The organism is Burkholderia theae (assembly GCF_048565265.1).
Classification (GTDB): Bacteria; Pseudomonadota; Gammaproteobacteria; order Burkholderiales; family Burkholderiaceae; genus Burkholderia; species Burkholderia theae.
Window position 1 is genome coordinate 2,786,121 of the sequence record NZ_CP183461.1, and the last position, 20,351, is coordinate 2,806,471.

The following is a 20,351-nucleotide window of genomic DNA, read 5'->3' on the forward strand; positions in this document are numbered from 1 at the left end:
AGCGCGATGCCGGGCCGTCTCGTCCGTTTCAAGCAGGTCGACGTGTTCACGTCGGTGCCGTTCAAGGGCAACCCGCTCGCCGTGATCTTCGACGCCGATTCGCTCGGCGACGACGACATGCTCGCGATCGCTCGCTGGACCAACCTGTCGGAAACGACGTTCGTCTGCACGCCGACCGATCCGGAAGCCGACTATCGCGTCCGGATCTTCACGCCGTGCGGCGAACTGCCGTTCGCCGGCCACCCGACGCTCGGCACCGCGCACGCGTTCCTGGAAAGCGGCGCCCGGCCGCGCACGCCGGGCCGGCTGATCCAGCAATGCGGGGTCGGACGGGTCGCGCTGCGCGAGCAGGCCGACGGCTGGGCGTTCGCCGCGCCGCCGGCCCGCGTCACGCCGCTCGACCGTTCAGACTACGCGGCGCTGGCCGCCGCGTTGCGCAGCGACGCGATCGATCTGGATGCGGAACCGTGCGCGGTCGACAACGGCGCGCCGTGGCTCGTCGTGCGGCTGACGTCGGCCGACGCCTGTATCGGCCTGTCGCCCGATCCGGCCGCGCTGGAGGCGATCACACACCGCTACGGCACGGACGGCCTCGCGGCCTACGCGCCGCATGCCGAAGGCGGCCCCGCGACGTTCGAAATCCGCTGCCTGATGACGGGCGGCAAGTTCGGCGTCGGCGAAGATCCCGTTACGGGCAGCGCAAATGCCGCGCTGGCCGGGCTGCTGACGCGCCAGGCGCGCCGCCCGGGCCCGTCTTACACGGCCCGCCAGGGCACGGCGATCGACCGCGACGGCCGCATCTTCGTCAGCTACGACGAAGACGGCACGACCTGGATCGGCGGCCACGCCGTCACGGTCGTCGACGGCACTTTCCGGTCACCTGTCTGACATTTCGCGATGTGCGATGGCGCCGGCCCGTCCGGCGCCCCTACGATTCGCCCAACTATCGCAAAAACCTTCCAGCCAGTAATATCGGGCCTAATCCGTCGTTTCGGAGGTCTGTCGCTGGTTGCGCATCCCGCGAACGAACAGACGCCGGGGCGACTCCAACCATAGCCCGCCATCCCGAAGGATGGCGCACGCGAGCAGGACGCCACCCTCTTCGATGAGCTCCGCCCGGTCCAACCACACGCCGCCGACCCGGCCGCTACGCGCGCCGCGCAAATCGCGCCGGCGTGCGCTGTTCGCGATCCCGCTGCTCGGGATGCTGGCGCTCGCGCTGCTGTGGGCCGTGATCATCGCTCGACTGTCGGTGGAAAAGGACAGCGCGTACAAGGAAGCCGCGGCGTCCGCGGCGATCCTGTCCTCCGCGCTCGAACAGCACACGGTCAAGGCGATCCACCAGGTCGACCAGATCACCCGCTTCGTCAAGTTCGAGTTCGAGAAGTCGCCCGCGCGCTTCAACCTCGCGAGCGCCGTCGAAAAAGGCGTCGTACCGAGCGACACGCTGATCCAGGTGTCGCTCGTCAACGCGAAGGGCATCCTGTTCGCGAACACCGCCGAACTCCATCCGCAGCCGATCAACCTGTCCGATCGCGAGCACTTCAAGGTTCACCTCGCGAACAACGACGACCGCCTCTTCATCAGCAAACCCGTGCTCGGCCGCGTCTCGAGCCACTGGACGCTGCAGATGACACGGCGCCTGAACAACCCGGACGGCAGCTTCGCGGGCATCGTCGTCGTATCGGAAGACCCGAGCTACTTCACGAACGACTTCTACAACAACGCGGCGATCGGCAAGGAAGGCGTGATCGCGGTGGTATCCGACACGGGCACGGTGCTTGCGCGGCGCACGGGCTCGGTCAGCAACGCGCCGGGCGCGTTTTCGGCATCGGGTGTTTACCCGATCGCCGAGCGCGTGACGGGCACGATCATCGACCCGATCGACGGCGTGACGCGCATCGTGTCGTACCGCCACCTCGACGGCTACCCGCTCGCGGTGATGGTCGGACTGTCGCAATCGGAAGAGTTCGCGGACTACTACCACACGCGCAACGTCTACCTGCTGATGACGAGCTTCATCACGCTCGCGATGCTTGCGTTCTTCGGCGTCGCGACGGGCCTGATCGGCAAGCTGCTCGGCCGCGAGCGCGAGATGACGCAGCTCGCGGAGTACGACCTGCTCACCGGCCTCGCGAATCGTTATGCGACGCTGCGCGGGCTGCGCAACGACGTGTCGATGCCCACGAGCCTGTCGCGGCTCGGCCTGCTGTTCATCGATCTCGACAACTTCAAGACCGTCAACGACACGCTCGGCCACAACGCCGGCGACATCGTGCTGCAGATGACCGCGTCGCGCCTGTCCGATGCGGTCGGCGACGAAGGCTCGCTCGCGCGCATCGGCGGCGACGAGTTCGTCGTCGTGATGAAGGGCGACGACGTCGAGCGGCGCGCGGTGCGGCTCGCGGAAGCGATCATCCGGATGTTCGGCGAACCCTTCGACGTGCGCGGCAGTTCGTTCGTGCTGCATGCGAGCATCGGCATCGCGCTGCACAGCGTGGCGAACGAAAGCGAGATCGACCTGCTGAAGAAGGCCGACCTCGCGATGTACAGCGCGAAGGACGCCGGCAAGAACTGCTACCAGTTCTATGCGCCGCACCTGTCGCACCGTGCCGACCACCTGATGCGCTGGGAACAGCAATTGCGCGTCGCGCTCGCCGAGGGGCAGCTGTTCCTCGCGTACCAGCCGAAGATCGACCTCGCGCACCGCTACATCACCGGCTTCGAGGCGCTCGCGCGCTGGGATCACCCCGAGCACGGGATCATCTCCGCGAACGAATTCATTTCGATCGCCGAATCGACGGGCCTGATCGTGCCGATCGGCGACTTCGTGATCCGCACCGCGTGCGAGCAGATCGCGCGCTGGCGCGACGACGGCCACGACACGCTGACGCTCGCGGTCAACATCTCGCCCGTGCAGTTCTGGCGCGGCGACCTGATCGAGACGATCTCGCGCACGCTGCAGGAGACCGGCATCGACGCGAACCGGCTCGAACTCGAGATCACCGAAACCGCGATGATGGAATACCCGGAGCTCGTGTCCGAGAAGATCGTCGCGCTGAAGAAGCTCGGCATCCGGATCGCGCTCGACGATTTCGGCACCGGCTATTCGTCGCTGTCGTACCTGCACCGCTTCTCCGTCGACACGCTGAAGGTCGACCGCTCGTTCGTGCAGGCAATCCCGAACGATCGCAGCGTGTGCGTGATGGTGTCGTCGATCGTGCATCTCGCGCGCTCGCTCGGCCTGACCGTCGTCGTCGAAGGCACGGAAACGGAAGAGCAGATCACGTGGTTGTCCGCGCTCGGCGAGATCGAGGCGCAGGGCTTCCTGTTCTCGCGCCCGGTGCCGGCCGACGCGATTCCCGCGCTGATCGCGCGCTTCGGCGTGCGCGGCGACCATCCGAACGTCATCGCGCATCGCGCCACCGGCAGCACCGGCGCCTGAGCGCATCGGGGCCGCAACGCGCGTTGCGCGCCGCCGCAATTGTTTCGTTTTCCGATCCGATTGTTTATTCCATTAACTAGCGTTTTCGCGCATGGCAGTGTCATCGTGCGCGGCGGACAATCGGGAGGGCCAACGTGTCGGCGGGCCGCCGGCATGTCCACACATGAGAGATCAGGCCCTGCGCCGACAGCACCACCATGACAACCGTAGAAGTCGAAGCGACCGCTCCTATCGAACAGGCACAGGCCTCCCTGTGGGCCTTGTTCAAGGTCGTCGCCGGCATTTCGGCGGTCTCGTGGGGCGGGCTTTCGATGATGGCGCAGCTCGAACGCCACTACGTGGAACGGCTGCAGCGCATCGAGCCGCACGTGTTCGGCGATCTCGTCGCGCTCGCCTGGCTCGTGCCGGGCCCCGTCGGCTGCAATGTCGCGGTGCAGGTCGGCCAGACGCTGCACGGCCGCGCCGGCGCATGGGTCGCCGGTATCGCGAGCGTGCTGCCATTCTCCATACTGATGACGCTGTTCGCGATGTTCTATCGCACGCCGCTCGTGCGCTCGCTGGCCGATCCGATCCTGATCAATCACTTCGGGATGGTGCTCGCGGCGCTGATCGGCGTCACGTGGGTCAGGCAGTTGCGCTCGCTCGCGCGCACCCGGCTCGAACAGGTAATCGCCGCACTATCGACGATTCTGCTCGCTTTCGCGCATAGTCCGGCCGCTTTCGTCGGAATTCTTTTCGCCGCGTTTGCAGCGGGCTGGCTGACGGGGCCGCCGCAACGCAACGCGGTCGACTTCACGCTGTCGACCCGCGACCGCAACCTGCTCGTGCTGCTCGGCGTACTCGTCACACTGTTCGCGGTCCCGTTGCCCGGCGATTACCAGGCGCAGTTGCTGTGGCCGCGCCTCGCGGGCGCCGGCATGACATTGTTCGGCGGCGGGTTTTCCGCGCTGCCCGTGCTCAAGACGCTGTTCGTCACGCCGGCCACCGGCATCTCGGATCACGACTTCACGCTAGCGTTCGCGCTGTCGCCCGTGGCGCCGGGGCCGCTGCTCAATGTCGTGCCGTTTCTCGGCTACCTGACCGACGGCTGGGCCGGCGCGCTGCTCGCCACGGCCGCACTGTTCATTCCGTCGGGCTGCCTCGTCGTGTTTGCGCAAAACCACCTGTTCCGCCTCAAGCGTCATTCGCGCTTCGAGCACGGGATGCGCCTGCTGCGCGCGGCGACGACGGGCTTTCTCGTCGTCGCCGTCGTGAAGATCCTGCATCGCGAACCGGCCGACCCGATTTACTGGCTGACGGGCGCGTTCGCGACGCTGTGCTTCGCGCGCTTCAAGGTGCCCGTTTATGCCGTCTACGGCGCGGTCGCGGTTGCCTGCGGCGTGTGGCTGTGGGCCGCCGCGCGCTGAAGAGCGGCGGCCGCCCCACCTGGCTCAACCGGCATCAACCAACCTCAACCCGCCTGTACCGCGACCCGGCGTGCCATCCAGCGGGCGCGCAGCGCGTCGTACGCGAGGTTGAAGCAGAACGTGTAGGGCAGGAAGAACAGCACGATGCCGAGGTCGAGCAGCAGCGCTTCGACGAGGCTCACGTTCAGCCACCACGCGGCCACCGGCACCACCATCGCGACGAGACCCAGCTCGAACAGGCCCGCGTGCGCGATCCGCATGCCGAGCGTGCGCGACAGCCCCGCGCGCCGCTCGAAGCGATCGAACAGCGTATTGAAGGCCATGTTCCAGGCCATCGCGATCAGCGACACCATCACCGTCAGCACGCCGACGTGCGACACCGGCATGTCGAGCAGCCACGCGCCGATCGGCGCGCACAGCGCGATCGCGACCAGCTCGAACGTCAGCGCATGCAGCAGCCGTTCCGTCACCGTTTTGTTCATCTGTTTCATGATTCCCTCCGATTCGTGTCCTTCATTCATGCCGACCATTCTGATCGGCATAACCGTATGAATCCAGTTTGATATCATCGGTTTTACCGATATAACGCCATCAGGAGTGCCGCATGCGCCACGCCCCCGAAGCCCTGCTCGCGTTCGCCGAAGCCGCGCTGCTCGGCTCGTTCACGGCGGCCGCGCGCAAGCTCGGCAAGCGCCAGTCGACCGTGTCCGAGGCGATCGCAAACCTCGAGATCGATCTAGGCGTGCAGTTATTCGATCGCTCGACGCGCGCGCCGACGCTGACCGACGCCGGGCGCGCGCTGCTGCCGCAGGTGCAGCGCGCGCTCGAGGCCGGCGCGGCGATCGACCGCACGGCCGCACGGCTCGCCGGCGGCGAAGAAGCGCGGCTGACGCTCGTCGTGTCCGATACGTACCAGTCGAAGCGCTACGAGGAAACCTTGATGGCGCTCGAGCGGCGCTTTCCGGCGCTCGAGCTCGAATGCCAGATCGCCGAGCACGAAGACGTGCTCGACCTGATCCAGCAAGGCCGCGCGCAGCTCGGGCTGATGGCCGCGCGCGCGGCCTACCCGGCCGATATCGGCGCGGCGACGGTGGCGGAGGAATCGGAGATCGGGCTGTTCGTCGGCCGCACGCACGCGCTCGCGGCGTACGGCGAGACGGAAGTGCCGCACGCGGCGCTGCGCGACGTGCGCGAACTGCGCCTCAACACCTATGTGAAGACGGAAGGCCGCGGCACCGACGACCGCATCGTCGTCGGCACGCAGCACTGGCTGGCGCCGAGCTACCTGATGCTGCTGGAGATGGCCGTGCTGGGGTTCGGCTGGGCCGAGCTGCCGCGCTGGATGGTCGAGCACTTCGCGCGCGATCGCCTGTGCGAACTGCGTGCGCGCGGCTGGCCACGCCGCGTCCGGGTGGATGCCGTCTGGTCGCGCAACCGGCCGCTCGGCCCGGCCGGCTCATGGCTGCTCGACGCGATGCTGGCGGCGTAGCGGCGCATGCTGCTGCATCCACGGTTGGCGCCTGACGGCGCCGGAAGATCAGAAGCCGCGCGACAGTACGGCCGCGCCGACCGTGACGACGCCGAGCACGAGGTTCACGACGACGAGCAAGCGCACCGCGTTCACCGCGCGCGCACCGTCCGGCCAGTTCTGCGCCTGCACCGCACGGCGGATGCGCGGGAACAGCGCGAACCGGATGTGCCCGAAGATCAGCATCATCACGACGCCGAGCCCGGCCATCGCGTGCAGCGACCACGTCGCGTGCGCGCCGCCGAATTCCACGAGCAGGAAGCCGCCGGACAGCAGGATCACGATCACCGAACCCGCCACCCAGTTGAAGAAGCGGCCGAACACGCCTTCGATCAGCGGCAGCCGAAGCTGCGGCGACAGGTCGGACAGCGCCGGACGCAGGCAGAAGTTCGCGAAGACCATCCCGCCCACCCACACGGCGACGGCCAGCAGATGAAGAAACAGCGCGACGGCAACAGCGTGGGACATGAGGGCAATCCTGTGATGGGTTGGGTGCGGCGAACGGCCGCGTCGCACGCGGCATCGAACATCGTTCGACCCGCTTGGCGCCATGCGGTTCAGACCCCGAACGGGATTTCACAATATTTTGCAAGTTCCGCGTGACGGCGCCACGCTTGCTTACCCGAATCCCGAGGCCAAAAGAAAAGGCCGCACACCCGCCGAAGCGGACGTGCGGCCTTCGATCGCGGCCGAACCGGACGAGCTTGCCCGGCGTCAGCCGAGCAGCGGACGCAGCTCGCTGACGACCTTGAGCTTCGTATCCGGCGCGCGGCCCTTGCGTGCACGCTTGCCGATGTGCGGCGCGAGCCCCGCGTACGACAGCGTGTCGTCCTGCGCCTTGCCGCCGCGGCCGGTGCCGATCAGCACGACGCCCGCCGGATCGATCGCAAGCGCCTGCACGAGCGTTTCCTTGTCGTCGAGCGCCATCAGGATCACGCCGCGACCGCCGCCGGACAGCGTCTTCATCTCGTCCATGCCGAACACCAGCAACCGCCCGCCGCTCGACAGGCACGCGATCTGCGTCGCATTCGGCAACACGGGCATCGGCGCGAGCGGCACCGCGCCCGCATCGATCGTCATGAACGCCTTGCCAGCCTTCACGCGGCTCACCATGTCGCCGACCTTCGCGAGGAAACCGAAGCCGTTGCTCGACGCGAGCAACAGCTGCTGGTCTGCCGGCGCCGCGTAGTAGTGCATCAGGTGCGAGCCCGATTCGAGCTCGATCAGCGACGTGACCGGCACGCCGTCACCGCGCCCGCCCGGCAGCACCGACACGTCGACCGAGTACACGCGGCCGCTGCTGCCCCACGCGATCAGCCGGTCCGGCGTGCGGCACTGGAACGCCGCGTACAGGTGATCGCCGGCCTTGAACGTGAAGCCGGCCGGGTCGAGCCCGTGGCCCTTCAGCGCGCGCACCCAGCCCTTCTGCGACACGACGACCGTCACCGGTTCGTCGACCACCTTCGCCTCGAACGTCGCGCGCTTCTCCTGCTGGATCAGCGTGCGGCGCTCGTCGCCGTACTGCTTCGCATCGGCCTCGATCTCCTTGATCATCAGCCGCTTCATCGCGCTTTCGTTCGCGAGCAGTTCCTCGAGCTTCGCCTTCTCGTCGCGCAACGCTTCGAGTTCCTTCTCGATCTTGATCTTCTCGAGCCGCGCGAGCTGGCGCAGCCGGATTTCAAGGATGTCCTCGGCCTGCCGGTCGGAGAGGCCGAACGCGCTCATCAGCGCGGCCTTCGGCTCGTCCGATTCGCGGATGATGCGGATCACCTCGTCGATGTTCAGGAAGACGATCATCCGCCCTTCGAGGATGTGGATCCGATCGTCGACCTTGCCGAGACGGTGGCGCGTGCGCCGCGTCATCGTCAGCTGGCGGAACTTCACCCACTCGTCGAGGATCGTCAGTAGCCCCTTCTGGCCCGGCCGGCCATCGGCGCCGATCATCACGAGGTTCAGCGTCGCGTTCGATTCGAGGCTCGTGTACGCGAGCAGCGTGTTCACGAATTCCGTCTGGTCGATCGTGCGCGACTTCGGTTCGAACACGAGCCGCACCGCCGCTTCCTTGCCCGACTCGTCGCGCACCGCGTCGAGCAGGTCGAGCATCGCCTTCTTCGTGTTGAGCTGTTCCGGCGTCAGCGTCTTCTTGCCGAGCTTGAGCTTCGGGTTGGTCAGCTCCTCGATTTCCTCGAGCACCTTCTGGCCCGACGTGCTCGGCGGCAACTCGGTGACGACCAGTTGCCACTGGCCGCGCGCGAGATCCTCGATCTTCCAGCGCGCGCGCACCTTCAGGCTGCCGCGGCCCGTTTCGTAGGCCGCCGCGATTTCCGTGTCGCTCGAGATGATCTGCCCGCCGCCCGGGAAATCCGGGCCCGGGATCAGGTTCATCAGCTCCGCGTGCGTGAGCTTCGGATTGCGGATCAGCGACACCGCCGCGGCCGCGACTTCGCGCAGGTTGTGCGACGGGATCTCCGTCGCGAGGCCGACCGCGATGCCCGACGCGCCGTTCAGCAGCACGAACGGCATGCGGCTCGGCAGCGTCTTCGGTTCCTCGAACGAGCCGTCGTAGTTCGGCATGAAGTCGACCGTGCCCTGGTCGATTTCGTCGAGCAGCAGTTTCGCGATCGGCGTGAGGCGCGCTTCCGTGTAACGCATCGCCGCCGCGCCGTCGCCGTCGCGCGAGCCGAAGTTGCCCTGCCCGTCGATCAGCGGGTAACGCAGCGAGAAATCCTGCGCGAGACGCACGAGCGCGTCGTATGCCGACTGGTCGCCGTGCGGGTGGTATTTACCGAGCACGTCGCCGACGACGCGCGCCGACTTCACCGGCTTCGCGTCCGGGCCGAGGCCCATTTCGTTCATCGCGTAGAGAATCCGGCGCTGCACCGGCTTCTGGCCGTCGCACACGTCGGGCAGCGCGCGGCTCTTCACGACGCTGACCGCGTAGCTGAGATACGCCTGCTCCGCGTAGTTGCCGAGCGTCAGCGCTTCGGCATCCGGTGCGTCGGGCGCGGCGAAGAGATCGGAAGTATTGTCGTCCATCTGAATTCCGTATTCGTAAGTGGCGTAAGGCCGGGCCGGGCATCCTGCCCGGCCGCGCTCGGGGCGCTTATCGAGTCAAGCCTAGATATCCGCTTCGACGTCGTTGCCCTTTTCCTCGAGCCAGCCGCGCCGCGCGGCTGCCTCGCCCTTGCCCATCAACATCGTCATGCGCGCAACGGTCGCCTCGTAGTCGAGCTCGCCGAGCTTCACGGGCATCAGGCGACGCGTGTCGGGGTTCATCGTCGTGTCCCACAGCTGCTCGGCGCTCATTTCGCCGAGACCCTTGAAGCGGCTGATGCTCCATTGGGTCTCGCGCACGCCGTCCTTGCGCAGCTTGTCGAGGATCGCTTCCAGTTCGCCATCGTCGAGCGCATAGAGCTTCTGCGCGGCCTTCTTGCCGCGCGCGGGCGCGTCGACGCGGAACAGCGGCGGTCGTGCGACGCACACGTGGCCGCGCTCGATCAGTTGCGGGAAATGCTTGAAGAACAACGTGAGCAGCAGCACCTGGATGTGCGAGCCGTCGACGTCCGCGTCCGACAGGATGCAGATCTTGCCGTAGCGCAGGTTCGACAGGTCGACGCTGTCGTCCGGGCTGTGCGGATCGACGCCGATCGCGACCGAGATGTCGTGCACCTCGTTGTTCGCGAACAGCCGGTCGCGCTCGGTTTCCCACGTGTTCAGCACCTTGCCGCGCAGCGGCAGGATCGCCTGGTATTCCTTGTCGCGGCCCATCTTCGCGGAGCCGCCTGCCGAGTCGCCCTCGACGAGGAACAGTTCGTTGCGCGCGATGTCCTCGGTCTCGCAGTCGGTCAGCTTGCCGGGCAGCACCGCGACGCCCGAGCTCTTGCGCTTCTCGACCTTCTGGCCCGCGCGCGTGCGCGCCTGCGCCTGCTTGATCACGAGTTCGGCGAGCTTCTTGCCGTGCTCGACGTGCTGGTTCAGCCACAGTTCGAGCGCGGGGCGCGAGAACGACGACACGAGCTTCACCGCGTCGCGGCTGTTCAGGCGTTCCTTGATCTGCCCCTGGAACTGCGGATCGAGCACCTTCGCCGACAGCACGAACGACACGCGGGCGAACACGTCTTCCGCGAGCAGCTTCACGCCCTTCGGCTGCAGGTTGTGCAGCTCGACGAAGCTCTTCACGGCCTGATACAGGCCGTCGCGCAAGCCCGACTCGTGCGTACCGCCGGCCGGCGTCGGGATCAGGTTCACGTACGACTCGCGCACCAGCGAGCCTTCCTCGCTCCATGCGACGACCCACGATGCGCCCTCGCCTTCGGCGAAGGTATCGTCGCCCGAGCGCGAATCGGCGAAACGCTCGCCCTCGAACAGCGGGATCAGCAGTTCGCTGCCGTTCATTTCGTCGAGCAGGTAGCCGCGCAGGCCGTCTTCGTATTTCCAGGTCTGGCGCTCGCCCGTCTTTTCGTTGACGAGCACGACCTCGACACCCGGCAGCAGCACGGCCTTCGAGCGCAGCAGGCGCTGCAGCTCGCCGAGCGGCAGGTTCGGCGAATCGAAATACTTCGGATTCGGCCACACCTGCACGCGCGTGCCGGATTTCTTCTCGCCGCGACCCGCGCCTTGCGTCGTGAGCGGCTTCACCACGTCGCCGTCGGCGAAGCCGAGCTCGGCGATCTTGCCTTCGCGCCAGACCGTCACGTCGAGGCGCGTCGCAAGGGCGTTCGTCACCGACACGCCGACGCCGTGCAGGCCGCCCGAGAACGTGTAGGCGCCGCCCGCGGCCTTGTCGAACTTGCCGCCCGCGTGCAGACGCGTGAACACGATCTCGACGACCGGCACGCCCTCCTCGGGATGCATGCCGAACGGGATGCCGCGGCCGTCGTCGTCGACCGATACCGACTGGTCGGCGTGCAGCGTGACGACGATCTGCTTGCCGTAACCGCCGAGCGCCTCGTCGGACGCGTTGTCGATGACTTCCTGGATGATGTGCAGCGGATTCTCGGTACGGGTGTACATGCCGGGCCGCTGCTTGACCGGCTCGAGACCCTTGAGCACCTTGATCGATGCTTCGCTATAGGCCGCGCTGGGTTTCTTCGTTGACATAGGCGCTGAATTTCGTCATTCATCGGGACGTTGTCCACACCTCGTGTGGATAACGTCGTGGACAAAACGTTGAGTTCCGTAAAAAAGCGAATCGAAACAACGGTGTGCTTGGACTGCTCCGAAAGCGGGCGCGCGGCATGCGCTGCGCGGCCCGGGACGCGCGGTATTCTACTGGTTCCGCGTGGCGCGCCAATCGCGAGATGGGTGCACGGCCGCCGCCGGCCGCGCGACGCGTCACGCCGGCTTGCGCTTCGCCTCGAGCGTTTCCCACCGTTCGAGCGCCTCGAGCAATTCGTCGTCGATCGCCGCGAACCGCTCGGTCAGGCGCGTGCCTTCCTGCGGGTCCTTCGCAAAAATCGAACCGTCCTCGAGCTGTGCGTTGATCGTCTTTTGCTCCTCTTCGAGCGAGGCGATCTTCTCCGGCAATGAATCCAGTTCGCGCTGCTCGTTGAACGACAGCTTCACCGTGCGCTGCGCGTTGCGGCCCGCGGCGCTCTTCGCCGACTCGTCCTTGACGGGCGCCGCTTCCTTGACCGCGCGCTTCGCGGCTTCCTGCTGCGCGAGTTGCTGCGAGCGCTCGCTCTGGATCTGCCAGTCGGAGAAGCCGCCGACATATTCGCGCCACTTGCCGTCGCCTTCGGCCGCGATCACCGACGTCGCGACGTTGTCGAGGAACGCGCGATCGTGGCTGACGAGCAGCACCGTGCCGTCATAGTCGGCCAGCAGCTCTTCGAGCAGCTCGAGCGTCGGGATGTCGAGGTCGTTGGTCGGTTCGTCGAGCACCAGCACGTTGGCCGGGCGCGCGAACAGGCGCGCGAGCAGCAGCCGGTTGCGCTCGCCGCCCGACAGCGACTTCACCGGCGAGCGCGCGCGTTCCGGCGCGAACAGGAAATCGCCGAGATAGCTCATCACGTGCTTGCGCACGCCGCCGATCTCGACCCATTCGCTGCCGGGGCTGATCGTATCCGCGAGGCTCTTCTCCTGGTCGAGCTGCGCACGCATCTGGTCGAAATACGCGACCTGCAGGTTCGTGCCGGTTCGCACCGTGCCTTCGTCGGGCTTCAGCTCGCCGAGAATCAGCTTGAGCAGCGTGGTCTTGCCCGCGCCGTTCGGGCCGACGAAGCCGATCTTGTCGCCGCGCATCACCGTTGTCGAGAAGCAGTCGACGACCGTGCGGCCGCCGTAGCGCTTCGTCACGTCGGTCAGCTCCGCGACGATCTTGCCGGACTTCTCGCCCTGCGCGACGTCGAGCCTCACGTTGCCCTGCGAATTGCGGCGCTCCGCGCGCTCGTGACGCATCTGCTCGAGCCGCGCGATGCGGCCGACGCTGCGCGTGCGGCGCGCTTCGACGCCCTTGCGGATCCACACTTCTTCCTGCGCGAGCAGCTTGTCGAACTTGTCGTTTTCCACGCGCTCGACCTCGAGCTGCTGCGCCTTGCGCGTTTGGTATGCGGAGAAATTGCCCGGGTACGACAGCAGCCGGCCGCGATCGAGTTCGACGATGCGCGTCGCGACGCGGTCGAGGAACGCACGATCGTGGGTAATGAACAGCAGGCCCGCGCGCTGCGCGACGAGCAATTCTTCCAGCCAGCGGATGCCGTCGAAGTCGAGGTGGTTGGTCGGTTCGTCGAGCAGCAGCACGTCGGGCTGCAGCACCAGCGCACGCGCCAGCGCGACGCGCTTCTGCATCCCGCCCGACAGCGCGTCGACGCTCGCATCGCCGTCCGTCAGACCGATCTGCGCGAGCGTCATCGACACGCGCGTACGCCAGCTCCACGCGTCGTGCGCGTCGAGCGACGACTGCAGTGCATTCATCCGCGCGAGCAGCGCATCGTGCTCGGCGCCTTCGGGCGTATCCGCGAGGCGGTGCGCGATCGAATCGTATTCCTCGAGCAGTTCGCGCGTGTGCGCGAGCCCCGACGCGACCGCGTCGAATACCGTCGCGCCCGGCTCGAATTCGGGCTCCTGCGGCACATAGACGGTCACGAGTTCCTGCTGGCGCGTGACCAGCCCGTCGTCGGGCTTCGCAAGGTCAGCGACGATCTTCAGCAGCGACGACTTGCCCGCGCCGTTGCGGCCGATCAGGCCGACGCGCTCGCCTGCTTCCAGCGAGAAATCCGCGTGATCGAGCAACGCGACGTGACCGAACGCGAGCTGCGCGCCGGTAATGGAGTAGAGCGACATGGGGAGACGGCGGAGAGAGGAATCGGAAGCGCCCATTGTACCGGTCGCGGACGCCGCCACCGGCATGGCCAGATGGATAATGCCGCAAGACCGGCCGCGACGGCCGGTGGGCGGCCGCCGCGCGCGGGTCGCAGGCACCCGGCAGCGGGCGGGCGCGTCCCCGTTGCAGGGATGGCCGGGACGCCCGCGCGGGTGTGACCGCTTATTTGACGTTGACGCTGATGGTCTGGCTCAGTTCGGGGCCGTACGACCGATGAATGCCGTCGCCGAACTGCAGCGTCAGCGTGTGCTGGCCCGGCGGCAGCTTGATGTCGGTTTCGGTCTGTGCCTTGCCGAAGTGCAGTGAACGTTCGCTCGCGGGAATCACGTCGCCCTTCGGGATCGGCCGGCCGTCGATCAGCAAGTGGTGATGGCCGGAGTTCGGCGTCATGTCGCCGGCCGGCCGAAGCTCCATGCCTTCCAGACCGAACTTCACGTGCACCGGGTTCGACACCGTCGCGCCGTCCGACGGCTCGACGAAAAACACGCGCGCCTCGGCCCGCGCGACCGTCGACACGGCCATCGCCGCCACGCACATCGCACCCGCGATCCACTTTCTGTTCAGCATCGCATTCTCCTTATGATTGGACAGCCCGGGAAGCATACACCGCACACACGGCATGCGTGTTTCGGTTGCCTTGTTCGCGATGCGTACGTTTAAAACGACGTTGCGCAGGCGTTCGGCGAAATTCCGGTACCATTGCGCCTTTCGTCCGCCGGCGAGGCTGCGGACGGCATCACCGAGTTTCCAATATCCCGAGCACCACATGAGTGAAGTCACCGAATACCAGAGCTGGGTCTGCCTGATTTGCGGGTGGGTCTACAACGAAGCGGAAGGACTGCCCGACGAGGGCATCGCAGCCGGCACCCGTTTCGCCGACATTCCCGCCGACTGGCGGTGCCCGCTGTGCGACGTGGGCAAGGAAGATTTCGTCGTCGTCGATTTCTGATCGCGGCTGACCGCGCGACAAGCGCGTCGGCGCACTGTCCACATCGCCGTCCGGTTCGCGATTTTTCGCGCGATCATCCGGACATGGCTCTCCCCGTAGTTCAGGGGATGGAATGAGAGGTGGAAGCTTTATCCGGCACGCCTCTCGCCCCATGCCGCAGCAAATTCGTGGCAAAAAAAACCGCTCACGGCGGTAATGCCGTTCAGTTAAGGCACCTTGAGGTGCCGTCTCGGGCGCACATCATTTCGTTGGTGTCATAGGCACCGAAGTTGATATCAGCCACCAGATGCGTCGGGATGGCGGTCAGTGTGACAGCCCGCACCTGCGGGTAGCTGGCCGCCTTGCCACTGGCATAACGTTTCGCCCCAAAGTGCTCACGATTGGCCTGGCTGTCAGCCGTGCGCAGCGTGCGTCCATCGCCCGCAGTGCTGACGAAGGAAGCGGTTTCGTTGGGCAGCGATCAGGCAGCATCGCACCAAAAGCTGACACCTCAGCGCTGCGTTTACAACCACGCCTCCTCCAAAACAAAAATGCCGTTCAGTTGCTTAACTGAACGGCATTACGTTCAAGGCAGGCTTTGTTATTTCTGAGCGCCCGTCATATGGTTAACCCGTGGCGAGCTCGTTTGGGTGACAAACATTGAGACCTCGCATACCTCTAGCTACTACTTGGCCTGGCCTCACTGCTCACACCAGTTGACAAAGGGACAGCGCTTTCTGAAATGGCTCGAGGACCAAACCAAAATATTCACCGATGAGCCCTCGTACTGAAACCGGAACGTCAATCTTGTGGCGCACCATTACAGACACTTGGCTGATGCAGGCAGGTCGCGAGATGTGTGGCGCACGATTTTTCCGAATTCCGAAGTCACCCCTGATATCCTGATCGCACGCCTTTGACATGCATGCGAAGCTGGTAGGGTAATCCCGCCCCCTAAGGCGACGGCGCACGGTCACTCCACGACGCCCTTGAATCAGTGGAGCATCGGTGCATTAGAGACTTTCTTGCAACGGAAAGCATAATGAACGGCCATTTCAAAGATGAGGTTCAAGCAACAGACGCTATATTGCATGCTGACAATGCCAATACCAGGCGACATGGAAACATGTTTGTGCTCGAATTTGACTCATGCGATCGTTTCACACGACCCGTTAGCCGCGGCGAGCGCTTCACCTTCATACAAAGCGGCTCGCAAATATCGGAAAAGGTAGTTTTGCTCGATTCAGGGCAAAATGTGACTACCAGCGTCGTTTCCATTTCGCAAGAGCATGTTCTGGTGCTGGAGTTTTTTTTGCTCACCCCGTTGGATCGAGCCAAAGATGCGGTTATCGAAGTGTACTCACGCACGGGGAAATTCAGTTCCTCATTGTTGACCACCTTCCATTTGCTGGCGTGCAAGGTGCGTCACCGTCAGACGATTCATTTAGGGTTGTCCCAGTTTTCAGGAGCCGCGCTATCGTTCGAGCTTGCTTTCGTCTCGCCGAACCGGAGATGCTCAACGATAGGAATTTCCCGCTTCGTTGTTGGAAACCAAAACGAACTATCCCGCATCAACGCTCTATCGAACTATGAATCCCGGTTGGAGAACGAGGTGTCGCATTTTTCCGGCGCAGCCTACACACACTCGATGTACGGCACCCAAAGCGGCAGGGCTAAAAAAGTCAACCTGGAAAAGAGCAGCGCCACTCAATCTCGCTCCCCTTCCGGTTTCCGTTACATGCAGGAGACTGAACTGCGGCGAGCTATCTCTCAGATACAGCCTGACCCAGGTGAGCCCGTGTTTGGTTTCGCGCAGCGCTGTCTCGGCAGCATACTTCCACTGACCCCACCGAACTTCTACGCGCGTGCCACTGACCTCAGCCGAGGTCGCTCGCTCCGGGTTTTGTCGCTCTGCGCCGGCGCAGCACGAATCGAGGAAGAGATCGCGAAACATTGCCTTTCCCCGATTGATCTTACCCTGCTCGATGCCAGTGAAGACCTGATCCAGCGTGCGGCAGCCCGGTTTTTAGAGACGAAGAGTGGCCACAACGTGCGATGCCTGATTGGGGACATTAATGATGGCCTTCCCGGGGAAGACTCCTTCGACCTGATCATCTGCGTATCAGCTCTTCACCATGTCGCGAATCTCGAACTGGTTCTGACCCAGATCAACGAACGCCTTACGCCCGATGGCGAGTTCTGGAGCATTGGCGAGCAGATCGGAAGAAATGGAAATCGTCTTTGGCCCGGAGCGATATCTGCAGCCAATCGTGCTTTCAAAAACCTGCCTAAGCGGTATAGAAAAAATGCCCACACTGGAAAAATTGACGACTCAGTTCCTGATGATGACTTTTCAAGCGGCTGCTTCGAGGGCATTAGAAGTGAAGAACTCGAATCAGCGCTGGAAAACTACCTCATTCCGGTCGACGTCTACAAAAGAAATTGCTTCCTTTGGCGATTGACCGATGCAACGTACTGCGACAATTTCAATCTCGATTCCCGGGAAGACTTACTCCATGTTCGCGAACTGGTTATTGAAGAAGCCATGCACTGGGTGACAGGAGGACGGGGGACAGAGATGCATGGGGTATTTCGCCGCAAGCAGTTCAAGTCGTAAATCGCACTTTGCAAGGTGCAGTTCCTGCCAGTTGCTCTGACAGGAACTGCTGGCAGGTATCGTGCCTGACGCAGCAATACTTCGAGCGAGTCGCCGATCAGCAGCACCCACTCGCCGTTGCCTTTCCTCTGTCGCGGATGTTTGCGATCACGGACGAGCGCGAGCCTACGCTCGACTTCAAGGTCTGACCACATCAATCGGAGCAGCTCGCCTCGCCGGAATGCGCCTTTCATCGCCACGCGAATTACATCGGGCACCACCTGCTCGCGCTCCGGATGCTCTGCAAACCACTGAAAGATTTTTACGATTTCGCCGCGGGTCGGCCAGTGATCGCGATGCTTGCCGGGGCCGATGAGCTGGATCAAGTGTCGGACGCGCAATGCTCGGGGCATGCGGCAATCGGAGATCGAGTAGTGACGCCATGTGCTTGTACACGGTCCCGAGCTTGCGTATGTCCGTGTTGATCGTGTACTGGCCGGCCCCTCTTTCTTGCGCTCCTGCGCGAACTTGACCAGCCGCTTGGTCGACAGCTTCGCCACCACTTCATCATCAAAGTGACATTCCAGCGGCTTGAGCATGTAGTCTTCATTCGATTTCTCGGCGACCGGCGGGCCGGAGTCATTCCGCGCGCTTCGATACAAGCGCACCAGCTGGCCGACGGTGATCGTCTGCTCGTCGACGGCACGCTACCCCTTGTCGATACCGCCTTCGATCTCGCGCGCTCATGCTTCAGCCGCGCCCTTGGTTCGAAATGTCTTTGCTATACTCTGTCCCCGCTGGCGGACTTGAGCCCGCCAGCTGTCGCCGATCTTGAGGATCGAAGCCATGAAATTCCCCGTTTGTGGACTGAAGCAATGCGTCATCCACATACGCTGCTACAGGGTCGATTTGTAGCAGGCGGGGCGTTAAACTATGCTTCACAGCCTGTCACTCCGCGTCATGCGCGAGCAGGTAGAAATCACGGAAACGCACACGGGACAAGACCAAGAGCCTGATTCACAAGGGTTCGTCCTCCCCGCTCAAACTATCCGCTCCCCGTAGTTCAATGGATAGAACAAGCGCCTCCTAAGCGCTAGATACAGGTTCGATTCCTGTCGGGGGGACCAGCCAAGCCCCAAACCTCCCCCAAGATTCACAAGAAACTCCCCGCTCAAGCCCGTCTGGCGGCCTTCTCGCGCCCATCGCTACCCAACGTTGCTCAGTGACAGCCGGAGAAAGTGTTGGTATTTTTGTTGGTATCAGCAGATACCAACAACACAGATACCAACAATGCCTCTCACTGACATACAGGTACGGAACGCAAAGGCCAGCGCCGCACCGTACAAACTCACGGACGGCAACGGGATGTTCTTGCTCGTCCAACCGAACGGCGCGAAGTACTGGCGCTTGTCCTACCGCTTCCTTGGCAAGCAGAAGACGCTCGCCCTCGGCGTGTATCCGGCCGTCACGCTCGCGACGGCACGGAAGAAGCGCGACGAGGCACGCGAGCAGATCGCGGCCGGCGTCGATCCGGGCGAAGCGAAGAAGGACGCGAGACGGGCCGCCGAGATCGCGGCGGCCAACTCATTCGAAGCGGTAGCCCGCGAGTGGTTCGACTCCCAGCGCCCGGGCTGGAGCGACGGCTACGCAGAGAAGGTGCTGAATTCGCTTGAGGTTGACGTGTTCCCGAAGATCGGCCCTCGCCCGATCGCGGAGATCGACTCGCCGCAGATGCTCAGCATCGTTCGCGAGGTCGAGGCGCGCGGGGTGCGCGAGACGGCGAAGCGAATCCTCCAACGCTCGCGCGCAGTCTTCCAGTACGGAATCATGACCGGGCGATGCTCCAGGAATCCGGCGGCCGACATCGACGCGCAGACGGTCTTGAAGAAAGGCCCGGGCGTACAGCACATGGCACGCGTCAAGGCGACGGAGATTCCGCAGCTCATGCGCGACATTGACGCCTACCAAGGCGACCTAGTTACCCGGCTCGCGCTCCGCCTTATGGCGCTGACCTTCGTGCGGACAACGGAAATGATCCGTGCGGAATGGTCGGAGTTTGACGAAGCCGCCGCAGAATGGCGCGTGCCTCCAGAGCGCATGAAGATGCGCGACCCGCACATCGTGCCTCTATCGCGACAGGCGCTCGACGTACTCGCTCAGCTCCGCGCCCTCAACGGCCAGCATCGATTCGTGTTCTACAGCGTGCAAGGCCGAAGCCACATTTCGAACAACACGATGCTCTACGCGCTCTATCGCATGGGCTACAAGTCGCGGATGACCGGGCACGGCTTTCGCGGGCTGGCGGCTACGGCTCTGCGTGAACTCGGCTTCGGTCGGGACGTTGTAGAGCGCCAGATGGCGCACGCCGAACGCAATCAAGTGACGGCGGCCTACGTCCATGCTGAATATCTGCCGGAACGCAGGCGAATGATGCAGGCATGGGGAGATCATCTCGACCACCTCAAGGCAGGAGCGGCGGTCGTCCGTATCGCGTCAGCCCGCTAGTGTCCCAATGTCGCCCGCCCCCTCGCTACCACCAAAGGAAGCGGGGGTTCAGTTGCTCGTATATTTGGCTAGGTTCCTGTCGCTTACTGCCCCTCAACGACTCCTCAACCATCGCATCAGGGATCTATCGCGAGCAAGGGTGTGCAAAATTAGAGTACAGGGTTATGGAATGAATATTCGGGGCCCTCTCTGTCTTTATCATCTCCAGTCACGATGCCGAAATGACGGTGTTGACGTTCGTCCCAACTCTCACATCGCATCTCGAATGAAAGGTTGACTCGTGTATAGAGCACCTTCGAGAAACACGGATCGTGTTGGCCGGGCAAGTTTGTTGGGTACGTCCAATATGGCCCGCTAACCGTGAACAAAGGCCAATGTTGTGTCTGCGCAATCGACTGCATTGACACAACAATGCATGCGACAAACGCATATGCATTTTTCATGGAGGAGACTTTCTTAAAGTGTCGATCGGACATGATTTTGCATGAATCGCTGAAGGTCTGGGGTCTACCGACCTACTCCCGCTGATCGCCGAACGCGCACGACTTCATCGCACTCCCCGAACGCCTACAGCAAACCTTTGTTACGTCGCGAGGGCTCGGCGTCGCGGGACATTGCC

Annotated in this window: 13 protein-coding genes, 1 tRNA gene and 2 pseudogenes; 8 read left to right on the plus strand and 8 right to left on the minus strand. The window is 64.1% G+C overall.

Going from position 1 to position 20,351, the window contains the following annotated elements:
• The first annotated feature begins 6 nt into the window (after positions 1-6).
• The 3 genes from ACN22W_RS13165 to ACN22W_RS13175 all read left to right on the plus strand — a co-directional run bounded on the left by ACN22W_RS13165 (position 7) and on the right by ACN22W_RS13175 (position 4,851).
• The gene (locus ACN22W_RS13165) at positions 7-888 is read left to right on the plus strand and encodes a PhzF family phenazine biosynthesis protein (protein ID WP_419684764.1); all 882 of its coding nucleotides are present in this window, start codon (positions 7-9) and stop codon (positions 886-888) included.
• Between the two features lie 217 nt (positions 889-1,105).
• Positions 1,106-3,445, plus strand: coding sequence for an EAL domain-containing protein (locus ACN22W_RS13170; protein ID WP_419684766.1), 2,340 nt, complete (start codon positions 1,106-1,108; stop codon positions 3,443-3,445).
• A 197-nt stretch (positions 3,446-3,642) separates the two neighbouring features.
• Complete coding sequence (locus ACN22W_RS13175; protein WP_419684768.1) at positions 3,643-4,851, plus strand: chromate transporter; 1,209 nt, start codon at positions 3,643-3,645, stop codon at positions 4,849-4,851.
• A 44-nt stretch (positions 4,852-4,895) separates the two neighbouring features.
• Here the strand turns inward: ACN22W_RS13175 and ACN22W_RS13180 are convergent, their stop codons facing one another.
• Entirely contained in the window at positions 4,896-5,342 is a 447-nt protein-coding gene (locus ACN22W_RS13180; RefSeq protein WP_048249421.1) for a multidrug/biocide efflux PACE transporter, read from the minus strand.
• 113 nt (positions 5,343-5,455) lie between these two features.
• Here ACN22W_RS13180 and ACN22W_RS13185 point away from each other — a divergent pair, with 113 nt between their 5' ends.
• Entirely contained in the window at positions 5,456-6,340 is an 885-nt protein-coding gene (locus tag ACN22W_RS13185) for a LysR family transcriptional regulator (protein ID WP_048249217.1), read from the plus strand.
• Positions 6,341-6,388: 48 nt separating this feature from the next.
• Here ACN22W_RS13185 and ACN22W_RS13190 read toward each other — a convergent pair whose 3' ends face one another.
• The 5 genes from ACN22W_RS13190 to ACN22W_RS13210 form a co-directional block, all read right to left on the minus strand.
• Positions 6,389-6,847 (minus strand): CopD family protein, encoded by a 459-nt coding sequence (locus ACN22W_RS13190; protein WP_047898700.1) that lies wholly within the window; start codon positions 6,845-6,847, stop codon positions 6,389-6,391.
• Between the two features lie 246 nt (positions 6,848-7,093).
• Positions 7,094-9,415, minus strand: a complete 2,322-nt coding sequence (gene parC, locus ACN22W_RS13195; protein ID WP_419684771.1) for a DNA topoisomerase IV subunit A — start codon at positions 9,413-9,415, stop codon at positions 7,094-7,096.
• A gap of 81 nt (positions 9,416-9,496) precedes the next feature.
• Positions 9,497-11,479, minus strand: a complete 1,983-nt coding sequence (locus ACN22W_RS13200; protein ID WP_129512683.1) for a DNA topoisomerase IV subunit B — start codon at positions 11,477-11,479, stop codon at positions 9,497-9,499.
• A gap of 234 nt (positions 11,480-11,713) precedes the next feature.
• Entirely contained in the window at positions 11,714-13,699 is a 1,986-nt protein-coding gene (locus ACN22W_RS13205; RefSeq protein WP_419684773.1) for an ATP-binding cassette domain-containing protein, read from the minus strand.
• Between the two features lie 166 nt (positions 13,700-13,865).
• On the minus strand, positions 13,866-14,270 hold the full coding sequence (locus tag ACN22W_RS13210; protein ID WP_412023287.1) for a DUF4399 domain-containing protein: 405 nt from the start codon (positions 14,268-14,270) through the stop codon (positions 13,866-13,868).
• A 199-nt stretch (positions 14,271-14,469) separates the two neighbouring features.
• Here ACN22W_RS13210 and ACN22W_RS13215 point away from each other — a divergent pair, with 199 nt between their 5' ends.
• Positions 14,470-14,652, plus strand: a complete 183-nt coding sequence (locus ACN22W_RS13215; RefSeq protein ID WP_034190709.1) for a rubredoxin — start codon at positions 14,470-14,472, stop codon at positions 14,650-14,652.
• Between the two features lie 229 nt (positions 14,653-14,881).
• Here the strand turns inward: ACN22W_RS13215 and ACN22W_RS13220 are convergent.
• A pseudogene (locus ACN22W_RS13220) lies at positions 14,882-15,076 on the minus strand (DDE transposase); the annotation flags it as partial.
• Between the two features lie 597 nt (positions 15,077-15,673).
• Between ACN22W_RS13220 and ACN22W_RS13225 the strand changes: the two are divergent.
• Positions 15,674-17,248 carry a class I SAM-dependent methyltransferase gene (locus tag ACN22W_RS13225; RefSeq protein ID WP_419684776.1) on the plus strand — a complete coding sequence of 525 codons (1,575 nt, stop codon included), beginning with the start codon at positions 15,674-15,676 and terminating at the stop codon, positions 17,246-17,248.
• Positions 17,249-17,289: 41 nt separating this feature from the next.
• Here the strand turns inward: ACN22W_RS13225 and ACN22W_RS13230 are convergent.
• A pseudogene (locus tag ACN22W_RS13230) lies at positions 17,290-18,117 on the minus strand (site-specific integrase); the annotation flags it as partial.
• Between the two features lie 162 nt (positions 18,118-18,279).
• Between ACN22W_RS13230 and ACN22W_RS13235 the strand changes: the two are divergent.
• Together ACN22W_RS13235 and ACN22W_RS13240 are read left to right on the plus strand one after the other, a co-directional pair.
• Positions 18,280-18,354 (plus strand) — tRNA-Arg (locus tag ACN22W_RS13235).
• Positions 18,355-18,517: 163 nt separating this feature from the next.
• Positions 18,518-19,732 (plus strand): tyrosine-type recombinase/integrase, encoded by a 1,215-nt coding sequence (locus ACN22W_RS13240; RefSeq protein ID WP_419684778.1) that lies wholly within the window; start codon positions 18,518-18,520, stop codon positions 19,730-19,732.
• Positions 19,733-20,351: the final 619 nt, after the last annotated feature.